Origin of the sequence: Novosphingobium sp. ERW19, assembly GCF_012641315.1 — a bacterium.
Taxonomy (GTDB): Bacteria; Pseudomonadota; Alphaproteobacteria; order Sphingomonadales; family Sphingomonadaceae; genus Novosphingobium.
The window spans coordinates 1-18,734 of the sequence record NZ_JABAIC010000014.1; the positions used below are offsets into that span (position 1 = coordinate 1).

The 18,734-nt window shown below is 59.8% G+C and carries 12 protein-coding genes; 1 reads left to right on the plus strand and 11 read right to left on the minus strand.

The window, feature by feature from the left end; all coding sequences use genetic code 11:
- From HGI46_RS19550 to HGI46_RS19600, 11 genes are all read right to left on the minus strand, one after another.
- A partial coding sequence (locus HGI46_RS19550) for a TonB-dependent receptor (protein WP_168905522.1) occupies positions 1 to 2,052 on the minus strand: 2,052 nt, incomplete at its 3' end.
- A 1,090-nt stretch (positions 2,053 to 3,142) separates the two neighbouring features.
- Positions 3,143 to 3,949 carry a hypothetical protein gene (locus HGI46_RS19555; RefSeq protein WP_168905523.1) on the minus strand — a complete coding sequence of 269 codons (807 nt, stop codon included), beginning with the start codon at positions 3,947 to 3,949 and terminating at the stop codon, positions 3,143 to 3,145.
- A 13-nt stretch (positions 3,950 to 3,962) separates the two neighbouring features.
- Positions 3,963 to 6,530 (minus strand): S8 family peptidase, encoded by a 2,568-nt coding sequence (locus HGI46_RS19560; protein WP_168905524.1) that lies wholly within the window; start codon positions 6,528 to 6,530, stop codon positions 3,963 to 3,965.
- A gap of 70 nt (positions 6,531 to 6,600) precedes the next feature.
- A complete protein-coding gene (locus tag HGI46_RS19565; protein WP_240946908.1) occupies positions 6,601 to 7,626 on the minus strand; it encodes an ATP-binding protein in 1,026 nt (341 codons plus the stop codon).
- A gap of 87 nt (positions 7,627 to 7,713) precedes the next feature.
- A complete protein-coding gene (locus tag HGI46_RS19570) occupies positions 7,714 to 9,357 on the minus strand; it encodes a hypothetical protein (RefSeq protein WP_206065844.1) in 1,644 nt (547 codons plus the stop codon).
- 42 nt (positions 9,358 to 9,399) lie between these two features.
- The gene (locus HGI46_RS19575; RefSeq protein WP_168905526.1) at positions 9,400 to 11,067 is read right to left on the minus strand and encodes a hypothetical protein; all 1,668 of its coding nucleotides are present in this window, start codon (positions 11,065 to 11,067) and stop codon (positions 9,400 to 9,402) included.
- Between the two features lie 713 nt (positions 11,068 to 11,780).
- On the minus strand, positions 11,781 to 12,293 hold the full coding sequence (locus tag HGI46_RS19580) for a hypothetical protein (RefSeq protein ID WP_168905527.1): 513 nt from the start codon (positions 12,291 to 12,293) through the stop codon (positions 11,781 to 11,783).
- A 279-nt stretch (positions 12,294 to 12,572) separates the two neighbouring features.
- On the minus strand, positions 12,573 to 14,336 hold the full coding sequence (locus HGI46_RS19585) for an ATP-dependent helicase (RefSeq protein ID WP_168905528.1): 1,764 nt from the start codon (positions 14,334 to 14,336) through the stop codon (positions 12,573 to 12,575).
- A complete protein-coding gene (locus HGI46_RS19590) occupies positions 14,333 to 16,141 on the minus strand; it encodes an AAA family ATPase (protein ID WP_346766782.1) in 1,809 nt (602 codons plus the stop codon). The genes HGI46_RS19585 and HGI46_RS19590 overlap by 4 nt, the downstream gene beginning before the upstream one ends.
- Before the next feature lie 277 nt (positions 16,142 to 16,418).
- Positions 16,419 to 17,189, minus strand: coding sequence for a lytic transglycosylase domain-containing protein (locus HGI46_RS19595; RefSeq protein ID WP_162896301.1), 771 nt, complete (start codon positions 17,187 to 17,189; stop codon positions 16,419 to 16,421).
- A 108-nt stretch (positions 17,190 to 17,297) separates the two neighbouring features.
- Entirely contained in the window at positions 17,298 to 18,230 is a 933-nt protein-coding gene (locus HGI46_RS19600) for a nucleotidyltransferase and HEPN domain-containing protein (protein WP_118075759.1), read from the minus strand.
- A gap of 362 nt (positions 18,231 to 18,592) precedes the next feature.
- Here HGI46_RS19600 and HGI46_RS19605 point away from each other — a divergent pair, with 362 nt between their 5' ends.
- On the plus strand, positions 18,593 to 18,730 hold the full coding sequence (locus HGI46_RS19605; RefSeq protein ID WP_168905529.1) for a benenodin family lasso peptide: 138 nt from the start codon (positions 18,593 to 18,595) through the stop codon (positions 18,728 to 18,730).
- Positions 18,731 to 18,734: the final 4 nt, after the last annotated feature.

An 18,734-nucleotide genomic window follows, 5' to 3' on the forward strand; every position in this document is an offset into this window, starting at 1 on the left:
GGTGACGGCTGCGCTGACGGAAAAACGACGCGAGGGACGGAGCGTGGCTTCGATTTCCACGCCCTTGGTGCGCGAGCTGCCCGCATTGGTCGGCTGAAAGGCGATCACGCCATTGGCCGGGTCGCCGCGGTTGGCCTGAACCTGCAGGTTGGTATAGTCTGCGAGAAACGCAGCTGCCGCTACGCTCAGCGAGCCGTCCGATGTTGAGCCCTTGAAGCCCACTTCATAGGCGTTCACGCGCTCAGGCTGGATCACCGGGTTGTTACCGAAGTTGGCTGTGGGCTCGGTGTCGATACCTTGCCCCTTGTACCCCCGGGTATAGCTGGCATAAACCTGAGCACGACGGCTGAACTCGTACTGCAAGCCTGCCTTGCCGGTTACCGCATCGTCGCTGGCGCGTTGAGTGCCGCTGGGATTGATGGCGCCAAACAGGGCATCACCGGGAACGACCACGCCCAGTTGGCTGCCGGTCACAGAGATCGACTCGTGCTGCAAGCGGATCCCTGCCAGCACCTTTAGCTTATCAACGATTGCCAGCTGGGCTTGGCCAAACGCTGCGATGTGCTCGTTCTTGAGCTTGGAGGCGGCGGAGAACGAGCCAAACCGTATGTTGGCCGCCGGACAGGGCTGGCCGAACACGCCGGCTACGCAAGTCGCTCTACGACGCTGGAAGGTCCGGTCGAGGTTCAGATTGGAGTAAAAGCCTCCGACCGTGTAAGTAAACGGCCCCGACCCTGCGGAATCCAGGCGTATTTCCTGCGAAAACTGCTTGGTTCCAGTGAACCCTTGGTTGTCGTTGAACAGCGCATTTGCTTGCGGAGTGATGAAGATTGGCACGGTCGAGCCGAAACGATCAACCTCGAAATTGTTGGTAAGCTTGAAATCCTGATAGGCCGTGATCGACGTCAGCTTCGCCCACCCGAGGTCGAGATCGCCTTCGAGCGAATAGGTCTTCTGATCGGAGTTCGCGTAGGTCTGACCGTTGTTCCAAACCTGGGTAGTGTCGGGAGAAATGAGCGCCCCGCCGTTAACCTGCGGACGCAGAGGATTGTTGGCCCGAACTAGGACCTGCTGGCAGCAATTGGCGTCGTTCTTGCGGTATTCCGCAGAGGCTAAGAGCGTCAGCGCATCAGTGACATCCCACTGAAGCTTGCCGCGCACACCCCAGCTTTCGAACCCGCCATCCTTCTTGCCCGTGGCGATGTTGTCCTGGAAGCCGCCCACGCTGTTGTAGTATCCGGTCACGCGGGCCTTCAGCCCTTCGGTGATGGGGCCGGAGATGGTGCCACTGGCGCGATACTCGTTCTGTTCGGCAATCGTGAAGGTGCCGCGTGCCTGCAAGTCGCTCGACGGGCGAGCCGTAACCACGTTGATCACACCCGCAGTTGCGTTCTTGCCGAATAGAGTGCCCTGAGGCCCGCGAAGAACTTCGACGCGCTCAATGTCGGCGAAGTCTGAGAAGTTCTGCGCTTGACGCGCAGCGACCACGCCATCCACCACCACGGAAACGGATGGCTCTACACCCTGGCTGAACAGGGAGGTGCCCACGCCGCGGATACGAAAGCTGGTGTTGGTGGGGTTGTTGCCCTGCTGGAACGTCAGCGATGGCACCGCAGACACAAGGCTGCTGGTGTCATTGATCTGCCGATTTTCCAGCGCCTGGCCAGTCACGGCGGTGACCGCCAGCGGTACATCCTGCAGCCGCTCCTGGCGCTTCTGCGCAGTTACGATGATTTCCCCACTAGAGAGTGGCTCAGCTTCCTTGGCGGGTACAACATCGGCCGGGACTTCTTGCGCGTAGGCAGACTGAGCCACCGCACACAGCGCAGTTGTAAACAGGCAAATCGAGGAAATCTTGGTCATATCAGCTCCTCCCAAGGGATTATCGACCTTTTTGGTATGACCACTCTTACTCCACCGGTAAAAAGTAAGCAAGGATGATCTGCCACTAATTACGACTTTCGCGTGCGCCTCCAGGCCATAAGGCAAGCCTATAGGGGCATAAAAATTATAAATTGCGTGCCGAAATACTTTGGTTTTCTGGTCAGGCATCTTAGGACGTAATCATGCTCTAGGCCAAGGCTCAGAGAGCCGGCGGCTCGTATGCCTTGCATTCTGGTAAGACCAAATCTTATACTATCGTCACATCTTTTTGAGATCGGCGTGAGCAAGTTGCGAGTAATCCCTCGACTCCAAAAATTGATGGCTGAAGGTGACTGCGGCTGGTTAGAAATTTGGGCGCTTGCTAACGAGGCCCTCCAGCGTAGGGTTCAGCACGCTGGCCGCGCTGGACTATGCAAAGTGTATTGGAGAGCTGCAGAGTTTAAGTGCTGTCGTGGCAGAAATGCAGATGTCGGCCGGGTAAGCACGATCTAGTCAGGCACGCAGCCGATCGCCCCTTTGTTCAGCAGCGGCTCCGCGGCAAGGGTCACCTAGAACCCGGACCTTGATAGCTCAATCAAGCGTGATCAAATCCCGCCTTTCGTTCAGCCCGCCTTGGCAATGGCGGAAGGCTTGGTCTGGGACAATCCCGCCTTGATTCCGGACCTTCAGAGGCCCAGGCTGCGGCGTCGGAACCGGCCATACATTCACACTGGCGGCAGCACTGCTGAAAGACGAGGGCTGGGACATAGCCGCCGTAAGCACGCACTATGTCGAACGGCAGCTCCGGTCAGGAGCGACCGTTCAACACACGTCCGCGCACATTACAGACCGACTGGATCTATGCGGATTGCTGAATAGTAGCTTTTAGCCCTTTAGGGCTCAAACAGCTGCCCTTCGTTCACCTTAAGGAGGAACCTAGGAAGGCTGAGCGCGCTACCCTGTCAAACGGCACTAAAACGGGACCCCATATCGGCGTTGAAGAGGGACCCCTTTCCGGGATTTAGCGGAGGGATCTGAGGAGCGCTCTGCGCTAGATGCCGCAGAGCTCGGGCGTAGCCCGGCGGAGGTGCGCACAGCGAAAGTCGGTTTTGAAGATGGGGTGAGAGTAGGGGCTAACTGCGGTTTTTGAAACGCCAGCTGTCATGGCCGGTCTCAACGATGCTCACCTCAGCGGCGAGAGGGGGCATGATTGCCCTACGGAGGAATAGCCGACAGAGCTTGGACAATCCAGCTTGTCGGCTACTGGCAGCATGAGCAGTCAGGCGGTCAGCCGCTGGGTCAGAATCCGCATGAAAGCCCGGGTGTTGTCGTAGATCATCTTCGCCTCTTCAGCGGAAAAACTGCGCTCCGGATGCATCGCCGGGTTCCGAAAGGCGTCCTTGACGAAATTCAGGTAGCTGCCCGTCTCGGAAGCCCAAGCGCGGAGCTGCGGGTCTCCCTTCATGCGGGTCGCATCCTTGAGGGCATCGTTGATATTGGCGATTGTTCCTCCCCAAGTCGTGCCACGTTTGACGGATAGATGATCGGCCAATGCTCCCACTCCGACCTCTGCAACCCGCATCATATGCATGACCGATGCCGTCCAGAGCTCATAGGCCCGACACTGAGCTCCTGCCGAGATGTCCTGCCGCGTATCTGGAAAATGCTGAACGACATCCAGTCCGAACAAAGAGACGCCGCTATCAATCAAATCTCCTTCGGCGGGTGCTACAACATAAGTGTGGTGTCGAGCGAGTTCGTCACCGAGCGCTGTGGCGATCTGATAGCAGTTCGTCGCAAGTTGCTCGCCGCGATCGCGGCTGACGAGGATCCGCTCGCCCTGGCGCCAGTTTTTTATGAGGCCGTGGCAGCGCTCACAGGCGGCGGCTGTCGCCGGCAAACCCAGCCATTGAGCGGTGTCACTCACATAAGCCAGACTTGTCACGAAAGTGGCAACCGAACGGTCGCCAGAGAGTTCGGCCAGGGCGTGCTGGCCAAGCCCGCGCGTCCGAGTGACGAGCTTTTCCGCAAACATGCTAATGTTCGTCGAGGACGCCAGCAGGTTGGCGAGATCGATGCGCTTCACGCCAAATCCCCTATCACACGGGACCACCTGGTCCGGCGGCAACGGCCACCTCCACAGCGATCCGTGCCTCGATCTCCGCTGAAATCTCGGAATACAGATCGACATCCTGATCTGGAGCCGTGATCGAGATGCCGAGCGCGTATCGAGCAACATCGTTCATGCGGCGTTGACCGATATGCGATTTCCACCACCCACCAACGGGGTAAATCGCAATCAGATCATGGCGGGCAAGATCGATGGCGGGACCACGCCAGAGATCGCAATGCAGCGACCCCGCCTGAACCGCCTGAGGCCCGAGCAGCCAATAGTCCGTTTCCTTTCCAGCCTCCTCGCGCTCGCCTTCGAAAGTGCTGAGCCGGCGACGAAACTCATTGGCGGTTTCAGTCCGCTTCTTCATTGCGAAACGCAGGCCAAAGGACCGATAGGTATCAGGCCGTGTGCTGGCACGTCCCGTGAGGTTCGGCTCAATAAAGTAGGACAAGGTGATCCGCATCGTCACCGACGCATTCTCGAGCGCTTCGAGCGCGGCCCGAGGCCATGGCAGCGCATAGAAATGCACTTCATTGAACACGGCCGACCGGCCGTCGGCAGACGCCACATAGGGCTGGATTGCAGACTCGACGAAAAGCGTCACATCATTCTTTGCTGATGCGATCGCTCTGGTGAGGTCAGGTACGCCATAGCCCACATCGCGGAGCAACTGCTGCTTCGCGCCCTTGGTCAGCGTCTTCCAGCTCCGTCCGCGCCCTATAAATTTCGAGCGGATCGGCGCCGGCCATTCCGCGGAATGGACGGTCAGCGCCCGGTAGGTCTCGGGCCAGAGGTCAGGAAGCGCAGCATTTAGTCGGCCGACGAAGTTGCCCGCCATGCCCGTCGCCGCGCTGGTCGCCCAGAATGGCGTGAGCGGCTCATTGGCGACATCCTTGCCCGTTGTCACGAGCGAGACGGCTGCGTGCCAATCGCAATTATCCGCGCTATCGACCATCATGTTTCCGGCTTCGAACAGAACCTCCGGCTTGATGGGGGTCAGATCGGGCGGAAGGAGCTGCGATCCACAGCTGAAGGGACTCTTCTCGTTGGCGCCCGCCAAAGGCACGAGATGCGGCTCCTCGACCGAAAGATCGACCTTGGCGGTGAAACCACCGATCGAGAGCGCATTCCAGCTTTGCGATGGGTCTTCCAGCGAGTGGTGCTGCAAAACTTCGGCCTTGGCCCCACCAATCATATTGCCGGTCGCGACGACGACGAGCCTTTTGGGATGGTCCTTGGCCGACACATTCGCAAGGCGCTCCCCAACCATCGATCCGGCACAGATCTGATCGAGGGCGCCGCTCCAGCTCGACGGCGCTTCCGGACTGAAATGGGCGGACGACGTTGCAATGCAAAAGCTGCGCGCGACGTTTGGCCGCTCGGTCTCGGCGACGGCGATAGCCGACTGGGTGATGATGCCCCACCGCGCTGGCTCGGTCGCCGGAAAACCCTGCGGTGGCAAAAACTTGACGGACTCGGCCGCATGGCTGAGCGCGACCTCACGATTGTCGCTCAAGGGGCCGACGAGATCGCCGTGAAGCACGAGACCGGCCATGCCCGTTCCATGCCCACCAAAGGGGGCGTGATCGTCGACGTTCCAATTCTCGTCCACCGCCCACGCGCCTGCTAGCCCCGGTGCGATCAAAGGATGAGCAGCGGAGACGCCCGTGTCGAGAATGCAGACGACCGGGGCATTGTCCTCGACCGCAGTCACGCGGTCCGCATAATGTTTGACGAGATCGTGCTGACCGAGGCCTCCCTCCTGGTCCAGCAGCAGCTCGATATTGCCGGCGGCCTGGCGAATATCCGTGATCGCGCCGTGGACACGGTTCGCCATGGCGAGAACGGTCGTGGATGTCCCGCGAACAAAGACAATGACGGTGTCTGGGAAGCGCAAGCGGTCGGCGTGGACCGCGAGACCTGCTTGGTTGATGACACCAATAACCGCGTTCGCGATTGCGTCTGGCTGCTGATTGTCTGATCGCCGGAGCCAGAGCTCCCACCATCTCTCCGGATCGTCATCGGATAGCTGCGAGGACAGGAGCGACTGGCTGTCGGCATCCTGAATTGTTTCGATGACCTCGAACTTGTCGACATCCGGACGCGGATGGTTGCCGAGGTTCTCGCTGCCATAGGCAGCTAGGCGGCTATTGAGAAAGCCGCGCGCATCATCGGGGACAAAAAGGATGGCCTTCTCGGTCCGGTCCTCCATGCGCTCAGACTTCAAGACCGCGATCCCCTGACCAGGGAAATCGAGCGCTGGCACCTTCGTCGCTTTGGCCCGTTCGCCAGGCGTCATCGTGTCGAGTTTGACGAGGACTCCACGTTTCAATCCGTTGATTGCCACCCGGTCGTCGGCCCCGGCCGCCGGAACATCTCCTAGAGCAGCGGCGAGCTGATCCAGCAGGCTCTGGGCATGCGCTGGATAGTCGTCGCGCCGCTCACGATGATTGCGACGGGTCTTCGGATAGGTGTATTTCGCGCTTTCGCGCCAACGAGTGATGGAAATATGCGGCAGATCGCGCGCCGCGCCTTCTACATTGCCGGGCATAACCCCCTCACACTTTATCCGCCACTCCCCCGAGCGGCCCTATCGCTTCACCTTATTCCGTGGAGTGCCGCTAGCGATGGAAGCGCTGGCGAAAGGCTTGCCGGTCCTCGAGTGCCTGAACGAGACGATCGGCCGACGCTGACTTCGCACCCTCAAGGATCGCATCCTTCACGACCATGTCGGCGGCGCGAACCAGTTCGCCCTGACTTAGCCCTTCGGCAAGCGGCGCTACATGCGCCCATGCCTTCGCCGTCAGCTTGAATTTCCCCAGACGCCGCGAGAGGAGCGATCGCGCTGCATCCGCATCGGGCGGACCATATTCGATCACCTCATCAAAGCGGCGGGCGAGTGCCTTGTCGAGGATCTCGACATGGTTGGTCGCCGCGATGACGAGGCTGTCAGTCGCGTTAGGCTCCTCCATGAACGCGAGCACGGAGTTGAGCACGCGCCGGATCTCGCCGACATCATGGGGATCGCCGCGCCGTGCGCCGATGGCGTCAAATTCGTCGAGCAGATAGACGCCGCGCGTCTGCGCGATCTGATCGAACAGCAGCCGCAGCTTGCCGGCCGTCTCGCCGAAGAAGCGGCTGAACAAAGAGTCCAGTCGTACCGTGAATAGCGGCATGCGCAGCTCACCGGCAAGCGCAGACGCGGTCATCGTTTTGCCGGTGCCGGGCGGGCCCACCAGAAGGAGGTGGGTGGCCGGTATTTGGCCATGCTCGCGCAGGCGCGCCCGCTCGACCTGCTGCCGCACGACCCGGGACAACCGTTCGCGGACGGGCTCGGCCAGCACCATGCTGTCGAGCTTGGTTTTGGGGTAGCCGCTTTCGACGAGCCCCTGCAGCTCGCTGCGCGGGCGCGCCAGCGGAATGGGGGTCTGGGGTGGCGGTGCACCAGCGGCGCGGTCGCGCGCTTTCTGCACGAGCCGCTTCAGTTTGGCCGCGTCCTCCGCATGCCCCTGGCGGGCCTGCTGCGCAGCATATTGCAGAGCGATCGAGAGGAACTGCTCTTCGTCACCCTCGATATGGGAGTTGAGAAGGGCGAAAATCTGATTCGTGGACATCAGCCCTCCTTTCCAAGCGTGGATCCTGGGCATCGTCCGAATGCGGTTCGAACCTGTTCCCCCTTCGTCCTGCTTACAAGATCACCCACCTGGGCGCTACTTCTGATTGCTGCGAGACTGTCACACCCCCACCCCTCCCTGATCGATGGCGGTGCTGATGTCGCACAGCGTCTTAACGAATGTCGCAATGAGCTGGCGGCCTTGCTCGACCAGCGCCACCTCCCGATCGACGCGCGCCCGCTCGAAGCCGCTTTCTGCCAAGCTCGAACCGAGATGCGAATCGGCGTTGCGTAGGTCGTTTATGCCGAACAGCGGTGCCATCATCGTTTTCGCGTCCGATTGACCAATCGATTGCTCGATAAGGCGCTCTAGCGCCTTGAGCGAGCCGATTTTCTCCTTGGGCGGGATCGACGCCGGGCCGCGAAGGAGGTCTATGTCGACGCGCTCCATCAGCAGCCGGTTCAGCTCCTTGGAGAGCGCCAATAGTCCATCATGCTCGACAGCGCGGAATCGGTGGGTGCGACGAAGAATGCTGTCGACAGCGCCATTCTCGCGAAGCAGCGGCGCGCCGTACCGCGCTTGGAAAGCGGAATCGAGGGTGCCCAATGCAGCAAGTATCTGAGTTTCTGGCGCGACCGTGTCGGCAGGTTTGCAGTTCATCTGCGCGTCGAGCAACTCGCGCGAGGCGCCGCCGTCGAGCGGCGTGCTGTGGGCCGCCCAGGCGCGCTGCTCCCAACCGTCAAGATTCGCGATATCCTTGGCGAAGATCGTGACGAGCCCGAGCGCATTGATACCGAAATGGATACCCGTGTCCGCAGCGGCGATGGCGCCGGTATCGCCGGTGTACCATCCGAGTCTCCCGCTGCGGAAGTGGAGCAAGGCCGGGACCAGGGTGGGCTTGAATGCGAGATAGGTCATTGCGCCGATGCATTGGCCTGCGGTCTTGCGTTCCCCGCTGGGACCGACCGCAAAAGTCACCTCGTCAGGATCGGCATCACCGCGAACCCTGATGCTCCTGTTTCCGGGTTCAAACCATTCCTTGCGCCAGAGCGCGCCGAGTCCCCGAAAGCTAAATTCGGGCTCGGGCGAGAACTCCGCTTCGGTGATGTACGCTTCATGCTGGTCGCGGTCAGAAGACCATTCGCGGTGCTCATCGACCCAGGGATAAGGCGGCTTCTCGGCAAAATAAGCTGCGCGCTCATGATAGCTCGACAGGAACAGCGCCATACCACGCGCCGCAAGATAATCCGAGAGCATCTCCGCCCGCATCTCGAGCAGCACCCGCCGGTCTTCCTCATTGCGTCTAAGCCGGGCGACGTCTGCCCAGCCCTCATCTGGCCGAAACCAGACATCGCCTTCGCGCACCAGTTTGAGCGCGATCACGAGATCCTGGTGAAGATGCCATGTTTCGCTGTCGAAGCCGCCCATCGCCTGGGCAAGGACGAGCCGGACGCCGACGATATTGCGTTCAGGGCTCCAGTCGCAATGCACATCGGCCGGCCTGTACAGGCCGCCATCGAAGCTGCGGTCATGCGTCGATTGATCGACATCGCTCCAGGTAAAGCCGTCAACAACCGCGCGATCGGCCTCCAGCACGGCAAGGCTCGCGACCCCGGAATATTCGCGAATCCCGCCAACACCTTGGAACGGACTTTCTCGTTCAACCTCTTGGTCAAGGCGCAGGGGAATCCAACTCCGGCCTTGGACGACTCGAATGTCGGTAAGCTCAAAGAAGTGCGGGGCGAGTGTCTTGGTGACGGTCATGACGACCATATAGAATATTCGTCACGTCGCGTGGCGACGAAATCAAGAGGATGAACCCGTATATCGGACAAGCGCATTGGATGCTCTGGGAAGCGCAAGCGGCGGCGCCTCGGATGCATCTTCGCCTTCGTCTGAAGCGGTATCACCGCCCAGTCCTAGCGTGAGATCCAAGGCGAGGTCCGCAAGCGCTTTCGCCCCATCATATTTGCGATTGAACCGGGCAATCGGATGGTCGAGATAATGTTCGTCAAACATCTTGGCCATGCCAGGCGACTGAAGGCGACCGATCTCTTGCCGCACCTCTCGGCCCGCTCGCCAACCAATCGAATAGCGTTTGGTATTGATCTTCGCTGTTTCCAAAAGTGCGATCGCCTCCGCGCTGAACCCACCGCTGGTCCAGAATTCGAAGTGAATTTCCGCGTTCTGGAAACGCTGCTCGGCGCGCGTCGCCTTATAGAGACTCGGTACGCGGCTTTTGAGCCAATGCTCGATCTCCTCGGCGCTGATCAGATGATCGGGCTGATAGCCTTTGCACTCGTAGATCCAGACTTCACCTGCGATCACACGCCTGACATCGATCTCGGCCTGAAAGCCATCGAAGTCGACAAGCCGGCCGATGTCGATGGATCCGCCGAACCGCGCCTGGACGACATGGCCCACCACCAACTCGAACAGCGAGCCGCGAAGGTTGCGATCAGCGCCCTCGATGCCGCCGAGTTTGTCGAACAACTCTCCAATGACCTCGGGCCGCGCAACAGCAACCGCGGCCGCTTTCGCCATCGTCTCCAGCAATGTGGCGAGACCGACCGCAATATCGCGACCGAAAAGGTTCTTTGGTGTCGCCAACATCAGCCCGTGGGACCTACCCAGTCGGAACCCTTCCCGAGTGAACCCGTCGGCCATGAGGACGGGCATGAACGGCGGCAGGTTGCGCAAAGCCGCCGAGAGCTTGTATTTCCGGACGAAGGCGGCGACCGCATGTTCGTCCAATGCCGCACCCGCAACAACGTCGGCCACAAGAAAACCGGGCAGCGGTGCCCCTTCCTTTCCGCGGCGAACGATCGGGACGAGATAGGACGGACCGACCATATCCCATTTGAACGTGCCGAATTCCGGAAGCTCTGCCTCGCCGCGGATTGCGATCTTGTCGTGGCTCGCGACGCCAAGCCGACGCGCCCAGTCTCGAAGCGCGAGCAGCAGCATCTTTTCGACTAGCAGCCGGGCCCTCAAACGATCGAAATTCGGCGAACCCAGGTAGCCATCCGCGCGCAATGCGACGACCGAGCCTACACCTTGGAGATTGCCTCGGCGGACGAGATGGACGGCCTCCAGACGTTCAAGGACGGTGTCGCTTGAGACCTGTCCACGCTGCCGAATGGGGGAGCCTGAAATGATCGAGAAGCAGTCGAGCGGGACAACGCCATCGCGCGCCTGCAGGGCTGCCAAGGCAGGACCATAGGCGGGGCTCGCTTGAGTAAGATCTCGTGCGAGAGCGCTCCAATAGGCGTCCGAACCAGCTTGCTTCTCATGATAAAGGAAACGTGCGTTGCGCGGGAAGACGAGCCCCTTGAGCCGGTGGACATTTGGGCCGGCGCGCGAGATACGCTGTCGTGCGACATCTGGGCTCAGGCCGGTTGCTTCCAGCCTGCGGGCAATATCCGACGAGAGGGCCGGACCATGCTCGAGGAGAAGTGATTCGACAACATTCATGAGCGCGATTCCGAGATGTCACACTGCGCTATTTATAATGTTACTACTCGCACACGTCTCGTTTTTTCATCCATGCGCAGATGCGGTTTTTTCAGCTGTTTTTCAGATAGTTATAAATCGGCCTGAGCGTCTGTTCGGCCCGGCCATGTCACGGTCGTCCGTCACACGAGTTCCGCGGGGGGCTTCGAACGGGCCCGCCGTTTGATTTCACGGCTCGTCGCAACGGACGATTTGTCGGCCTTGGCGTCCGCCGCTTCCCGGCCTTCACGCGCGTGCTTAACGAGACAGTTCGTGCGCGGCTCCTGGCCGGGATGAACCTATATCGAGCGATAGAGTTCTGCCAAGTGGAAATGGATGATCTCAAGGCTCAGTACCTCAGCGCCAAGGATATCGCGTCGTTAAAGATATGAGCCGCAGCTAAATCGCCAAACTGAAGCGCGGCATCGGACAGAAATGTCGGCTTCGCCCGAAATCTGCCATTCACCCGTGAACTGGGAACGGTGGAATCTGGTCGCCTGCTGCCAATTCAATCGGCAGCGGAATAGAGGCTGTTGCCGCCTTCTATAGCCGTCACTCAAGCGCCCCAATCCGCACTCTGATAGCAGGCGTGCGTTCATGAGGGGGCCGATCACACGAGGGCCTCAGGGCCAATCTTGCAAGTCGGAGCGAAAGCGAACGGTAAGGTTGAAATCGCAAGTCTACGTTTGGTCGGCTTACGCCCCTAGCAGATACTCGGCGAAGTCCTCGCTGAAATTCCACCGTGGAACCTGATTGCGGCGAGAGTCGTAAATCGCGCCGTAATGCTCACAGATTTGGAGCTTAGCGAGGAGCTCTTCATGGTCCTCGTGGAAATAGGTGAAAAAGGGGATTTCCCCAGGGTTATAGCTCACACGCTTGGAGAGGGCGATGATCTCCCTGGTGAAGGGCTTCGAACGAAGGTCAGTTCTCATCTCTTCAATAAGTTCCGGCATTTTTGTCTCTAGGCCTGCGAAATCCCGGCCTTTGCGAACGACGTAGCCTCGAAGTTCGACCGCTGCTGCAGCCTCGGCAAAGGTCTTCCACTCGATGAGGTCGGCAACGTCGTAGGCAGAGTCATCCGCATCGACCAGACGACTGCACTGCTGGCACAGCCATATGCCATTCTCGGCCGCTCGCCGGCCATCGTTCGTGAGGTGTTCGTTAAAGCGCGGCCCTCCCGGCGAAGCAGCGGTGATGTGTGCGGCCACGCCAAGACTTACCGTCCCTCCGTCCGCCCCAGGACCACTCGTCGGTTTGCGGCATTCCGGGTTTGAGCACCTAAACCCTACCCGCTTAGCCAAGCGCTGGGCTGTTGCCTGCGTGAAATCATCCCTCATAGCGCCTATATAGAGAGCAAGGCACAGTTGCCCAACGGGCTTTCGCGACGAGCCGCAATGGAGTAAGTGCTTGAGGCATGGGCTGTTCTTAATCGCCAACAAGGCGGCCATTCAGTCCATGCCAAACGGATCCTGAAAGCAGCTAGGCGCTCAGCCAAGGCCTGCTTCCGCGATAAATGGGGTTGGCGTGTTCTTCCAGTGAGACTGGTCAGACGCGACGACGAGGACGCGTTTGGCGCGGGTCAGACCGACGTAGAATAGCCGCCGCGCCTCGTCATACGCCTCCTGCGTCGATGTCGAAAAATGCGGGATACTGCCATTGTTCATGCAAATCAGGGCGACGCCATCGAATTCGCGCCCCTTGGCATTGTGCAGCGTAATCAGCTTGAGCGCATGCTCGGGATTGGCGAATAGGCCCATATCGGAGATCAGCAGGTTCGCGAGATCAACCTTGCTGGCCCGCATGTCGGACAGCATTTCCTCGGCGGAATCGATCAGCGGCTGTTTGGCACTGCCGGACAACCATTCTTCGCGTTCGAGATAGTCGCCAGTCTCGCGGGCGATGGCGCGCAACCAAGCCACGCCACCGGGATGCTGGTCTGCTAGTTCGCGTGCGAGATAAATCAGGCCGAGCGCCACTCGACGCCCCTGATAGCTGAACATGTCGTAGCGAGAGTTTCCGGTGAGATCACTGATGAGCCGAAACAATGACCGCTCGACACCCGGGAGGCCGAGGTAATCGCCGGCCTCGGCGCAGGCTCCGAGTTGCTCGGCAAGTCCCGCAAGTAGACGCCGACGCTTATAGGGGCGCGCACCCGGACCGAAGACCGGGACGTCGAACTCGCGGAGGGCGCGAGCGACGGGGATTAGATGCGTCCACCATGGGGCAAGGATCGCGGCTTTGCCGAGCGGGATGCCCGCATCCTGCAGGGCGGGCAAGAAATGATCGGTTATGGCGTCGATTGGCCGGTCAACATGGACGTAGTTCACTTTCGCAGCGAGCCGGGCTGCATCCCCCGCCGACTGCATTCCCGGTACGGTCGGGATGAGTGTTGAAGCAGTGCTGACTATCGCCGGCCCGCATCGAAAGTTGCCAGTTAGGGCCGTGTCGCGGTGCGCGTCGATCTGATCGCCGAACTGCTCGGCAAGTTCGGGGCGAGCGCCGGCGAAGCGCATGATCGACTGGTTCTGGTCACCGACAAGAAAGAAGCTGGTGTGGAGAAAATGCCGGAGGGCTCCGAAGATCGCAATCTGGATGTCTGTGGTATCCTGGAATTCGTCGATCAACTGCCAGGTAAAGCGGCTCGCGATGCCGCGTCCGACGAACGGGTGCTGTTCGAGAATCCTCCACGAATAATAGAGGATCATCGCGAAATCGAGGTATCCGTGAGCGCGGACCCGCTCCCAATATAGCGCGGCGGATTCGTCGGTAACAATGCCGGTCTCGATACCCTGGCCGCAGGGTTCGCCGTTCACGTCGATGCGTAGCGATTCATAGTCCTCGAACACCTGCCCGGCGGGCATGCGACCGAAGTTGTCCTCGACCGCCGTCACGATCTGCTCGAACAGGCTGTTCTCGCGGGACAGCACCTGGAACGACGCCGGCACTTCGGGAATGAGCCAGCTATAGGGACGCAGGATGAATTGCAGGCAGAAAGCGTGGATCGTGGAGATTTCACAGCGGTCGGCGATCGCGTTGTTGCCGTAAGTGCGCAAACGGGCCTCGATCTCGTCGACCGCGGCATTGGTATAGGTGATGCAGCCGATGAACTGCGGCGTCCCCACTACCTGATCGGCCAGCGTCAGCAGCTTGGCGAGAATGACCCGCGTCTTTCCGCTTCCTGGGCAAGCCGTCAGCAGCAGATTGCCGTCATGTTCGACCGCCTCGCGCTGCTCGGGTGTCAGCCGGATCATTCGGTGAGCCACTCGTATGCCTGCTCGATATAGGGAGGCAGATCGGTCGCGAGATTGGCGTAACGCGCTGCGATCTGCGCGAAACGAGCTTTGCCAAACCGCTTTGCGGTAGCGAGGGTGATACCGCCAAGCTCGACGCGCAGCGCCGTCTCTTCGGCGAGGTCCAGTCCCCCGAGCGCGAGCTTCGCGAGCCCATTCTCCATCTGCGCAAGGATCTGCGGCGCGCCCAGAGCACGAACGGTCTCGATCAGCATCGGCAGGCGCCCGACCGATACCAGTTCGCGTTCGAAAGTGGTGGCCCCCGCGAATGTGGACACAAAGTCGCCTTCGAGTGCCACCAGATCCGGCGCGTCAATTTCCGGATCGAAGTCCTCGGCGTCCGACGGCTTCATGTCAGCATCTGCCACAATGGCGCATTTCTTCTCGAGCGAGCCGGCGCGGAACAGCTTGGCATAGACGTCGAAATGGACGCCATGAATCGCGATAACCGAAATGCCGAGCCGTTCGAGCTTCACGCCGTACACCCGCTCTATTAGCGCTGGGATCAGGAACATCTCGGCTGGCCCTTCGACCAGCATGACCTTGCGAGCGTAGAGCAATGCGCTCTTGGTTGCGTCGAGATAGCGTTCGAGATCAGCGATTTCTGGCACGGTCAGCGCCGCATTGAGCGCGAGATTGCCAGCAGCAATCGTCGCATCCTCGCGCTTGGTGAGCGACACTATACTGCTCAACGGGACCTGTGAGGTCACCTGAGTGCTGTGACTGGTAAGGATGGTCTGCACGCCGATCGCGCGTAGCGCCGCGATCAGCGAGAACTGGAGCTGGGGATGGAGGTGCGCTTCGGGTTCCTCGATGAGGATCAACTGGCCAGCCGAGCGGTTGATCGCGATCCGCCGCTGGAGGTATTCCATCAGGATCGCAATGTAGAGAATGTTGTTCATCCCAAGACCGTTGCGGCCGGGTTCGAACGAGGTGAGCGACAGGTCCGACAAAATGATTTTTAGGTTGCGAATGATTGCGCGGAAGGTTGCGGCGGACAGGCCGAGTGTGGCGTCCATCTCAAACGCTGGGCCAGAGACATCCTTGAAGCGCGCGTCGATTGCCCCTGCTATCTCGGCGATAGTTGCCGAGTTCGCGATCGCCTGATTGGCCTCATCGAGGATGGCAATCAGAGCATCCTGCTCGGCCGCATCGATCTCGAACGCTTCAATCAGACGGATGAGCGGTGACTGGCGGGGATTGCGCAGGTCGTTCTCGACATCGCGGAGCGCGGGCAGATGAACGAGAAGGTAGGATTGCAAATCAGCGAAGCGCACGGATTCGCCGATCCCCTCGTCATCCCAGGCAATGTCGATTAGGTCGATTGCAGGATCACCGCCACCGCGGATCTCCCACTGATAGTCCTCAAGGGTCAGCGTCCCGGGAGCGATGTCGCCACTCGCAAGCTGCTCCCGGACAGCCGGGCGCGGTCGAAAGCGGTAGAATATGCGCGCACGATCCGCGGCAGTCTTCCAGGTGCTGACCAGGGCCTCTTCGTTCACTCTGCCCTCGAACCCAGTCAGCTCAATTCCGATTAGAACCTGGCTAGGTTCGGCAATATCGCTCGCGGAGTGGATGTCCTCGCGCAGCAGTGACCGGAAACTCGACGGCAACATATTGTCGAGACAGATCTGGATCGCACGCAGGATAGCGGTCTTACCGGTGTTATTCTCGCCTATGATGCAGCACAGGTCATCAGCAACATTCACGTCAAGTGAAGCGAAAGTGCGAAAGTTCTGAATTACAATCCGTGCTACCCGCATCATCCCCACCCAACTGTTCAGCGGCGGATCCACGCCCTAATGCTATGTGATTGAATTAGGAGCACCGCCAAGGCAAGCACGCTGACCAAGGTTACACCGGACTTTAAGTGTTTCTTGGGATCCTCGGACCATTCGGCTAAAGCGCTTGGAGGTCGCAGATTGAGGCGTTGGCGCTGGCTCTGGCGTAGGCTGGCTGCAACGGCCGCTATCCGCCTTTTGCGCTTTCGAACAAGACGTTCCGGATCGTCCGCAATCATCGCCATACATCGGAGGAACCCCGCTATTTAAATGTTGCCAAGACAGCCGTCCTCCCGGTTGATGGACCGCCCGCCATCCGGGTTTGTCGCTGTAAGATTTCGCCGTGACGAGCGTGCTTGGCGATCCTCTCCCAATTGTTCAGAACGGATCGAATGTATGCCTTCGTTTCGCTGATGTTTGGAATGCGGCCTTCACTGAGCGCCCGACGCTCTGGACCTGCATTGTACGCTGCCAGTGCAAGATCAATTCTGCGGAACCGGGTCAGCTGATCGCGCAGATAACGGGCTCCGCCGCGCAAATTGCTCATCGGATCAAATGGCCTTGCAACCCCCATCGCATCGGCTGTTCCGGGCATGAGTTGGGTCAGCCCTTTGGCGCCTGCCCTGCTGATGGCCAGTGTCCTGTAACCCGACTCCTGGGCGACCACCGCTTCTAACAGACTTGGCGAAATACCGAGTTCGCATGCCGCTCTCACGATATCGGCGTAATGCATCCGCCGTCGTCGTTCGACCTTGGCAGCGAGCCAAGGTGCCGGAACATATGGCGTGGAAGGACAGGACAAATAGGCAAGTTGATACTGCGCTGGTATCGTCCGCGGATCGGCTGTGGTGCGGAGAAAGAAGCGTAGTGCCGCGTCAACAGGACTGCTGGACCCCGAAGCCGACTTTGATTTGCGCAGGTCGTCAACATTAGCAGATGTTGCTGGCGCAAAAACCATCAGCTCGACAGATTGCGCATGCGCTGACGGGGCAAATCCGAGAGTCACCAGACCAAGTGCCAGATACCGAAACATACACGCCTCCATGGGCGTGCCGGCTCGGCAGGAATTGCGCGAGGAACATCTGACGCGATCCAGCCAGCCAAGTCAAACGCTGTCCGGGCTAAGCAACGAAATCACGGCTCAGACCGTCTGCCGCCGGACCTGCGCTTCGAGTTCGGCTATGCGCTCTGAGCAGATTGCGTGGACAACGCGACCGAGTTCCTCGACCTGCATAGCAAGCCAAGCCAGTTCCTCGCCAGAAATACGGTAATGCTTGGAATACCGGGCCTTCACATAGGCTTCCTTGAGTTTCACAAACATTGCGCGCTGCTTGCGGTTGTCCGCCGGCCACACATGGACAAGCCGCCGATCGAGCCGTTCGGCCTGGGTGCGCAAGAAACCGAGATTATGCACGTGCGGCGTGTAGAACGTCACCGTGAGCAAAACACAGTGGTACAGGCCCTCCGTGGTCTGATGCAAATCGAACGCAGCTTGCTTTTCATATCCCTTATCCAGCAGAAATTTCGCGCTTTCGAAACGCCTCAAGGAGTTTGGAAACCACTCCTCGAAATACTCTCGTGCCATCGCCGCAGCTTGCTGAGGCGTCTTGGGCTTAGGCTGATGCAGCTCCTCCTCGTCCGCCTGGTAGAGCGCGATGCCGTCCCTGGCGACGTCGATGAAGAAGTAGCGCCCGTGCGCCAGCCCATCGTTCACCTCGCCCAGCGTGTGGACGATGAAGTTGACGGGCGTCTTGAGCGTGCCGGTCACCCCGTACTCGCGCATCAGGCGCTCATCGAGCCGCGACCAGTACTTTACCCGGTCGGTCAGCCGCGCATCGTTGACGATGATGAGGAGGTCGTAGTCAGACTTGTAGCCCTTGGCGGTGTGCGGCTCGTCTACCCAACCGCCGCGCGCATAGGAGCCGTAAAGTACGACCTTGAGGATCCGGCCCTGTTTCTTCCATTCGCGGCGCGCCAGAGCAAAGCTGTCTTCAAACTCCTCGAAAACAAGCTGGACGACGCGCTCGATCTCACGTTGCTTGTGTGGTGGAAGATGATCGAGAGCGGTACGCATCGTGCCGCAAGCCTAGCAGCAATTGGCCGGCGATGCACCAATATGAATTCTGTTTAACACATTGTATTATGGCAATTTATCAAGAAACGTGTTTCTCTTCCGGGCAGTTGCAGGGCCATGATGCAATTGATTTGCGTTGCGCTGCTGCTCCTGAGTGACCGGGTCGCCGCTGCGCATGTCCAGGCCGAAAAGCTAAAGGCTGCGGTGTGGGTCCCCAACGATCCGTTTCATGTCCCGGTCATTTCATATCCCTGCCCCAAGCTGCTCAAAATAAAGCCATTATAAAATGGCTGGCAATGCCGGTCGGGATCATCCTTGGCCTGCGACAATGGAGTCGCATTTAGCCAAGAAGGATGAAGTTCATGACCGAGAACACTCCCCGCGAGGACACCCTGATCGATCTGGGTGAAGCCTCGACCACCACCAAGGGCCAAGCGATCGTCGAACTCGACGTCAGCGGTGGCAACCTCCGGTTCCTCCCCGGCATCGCTGCCGAGTGACCGG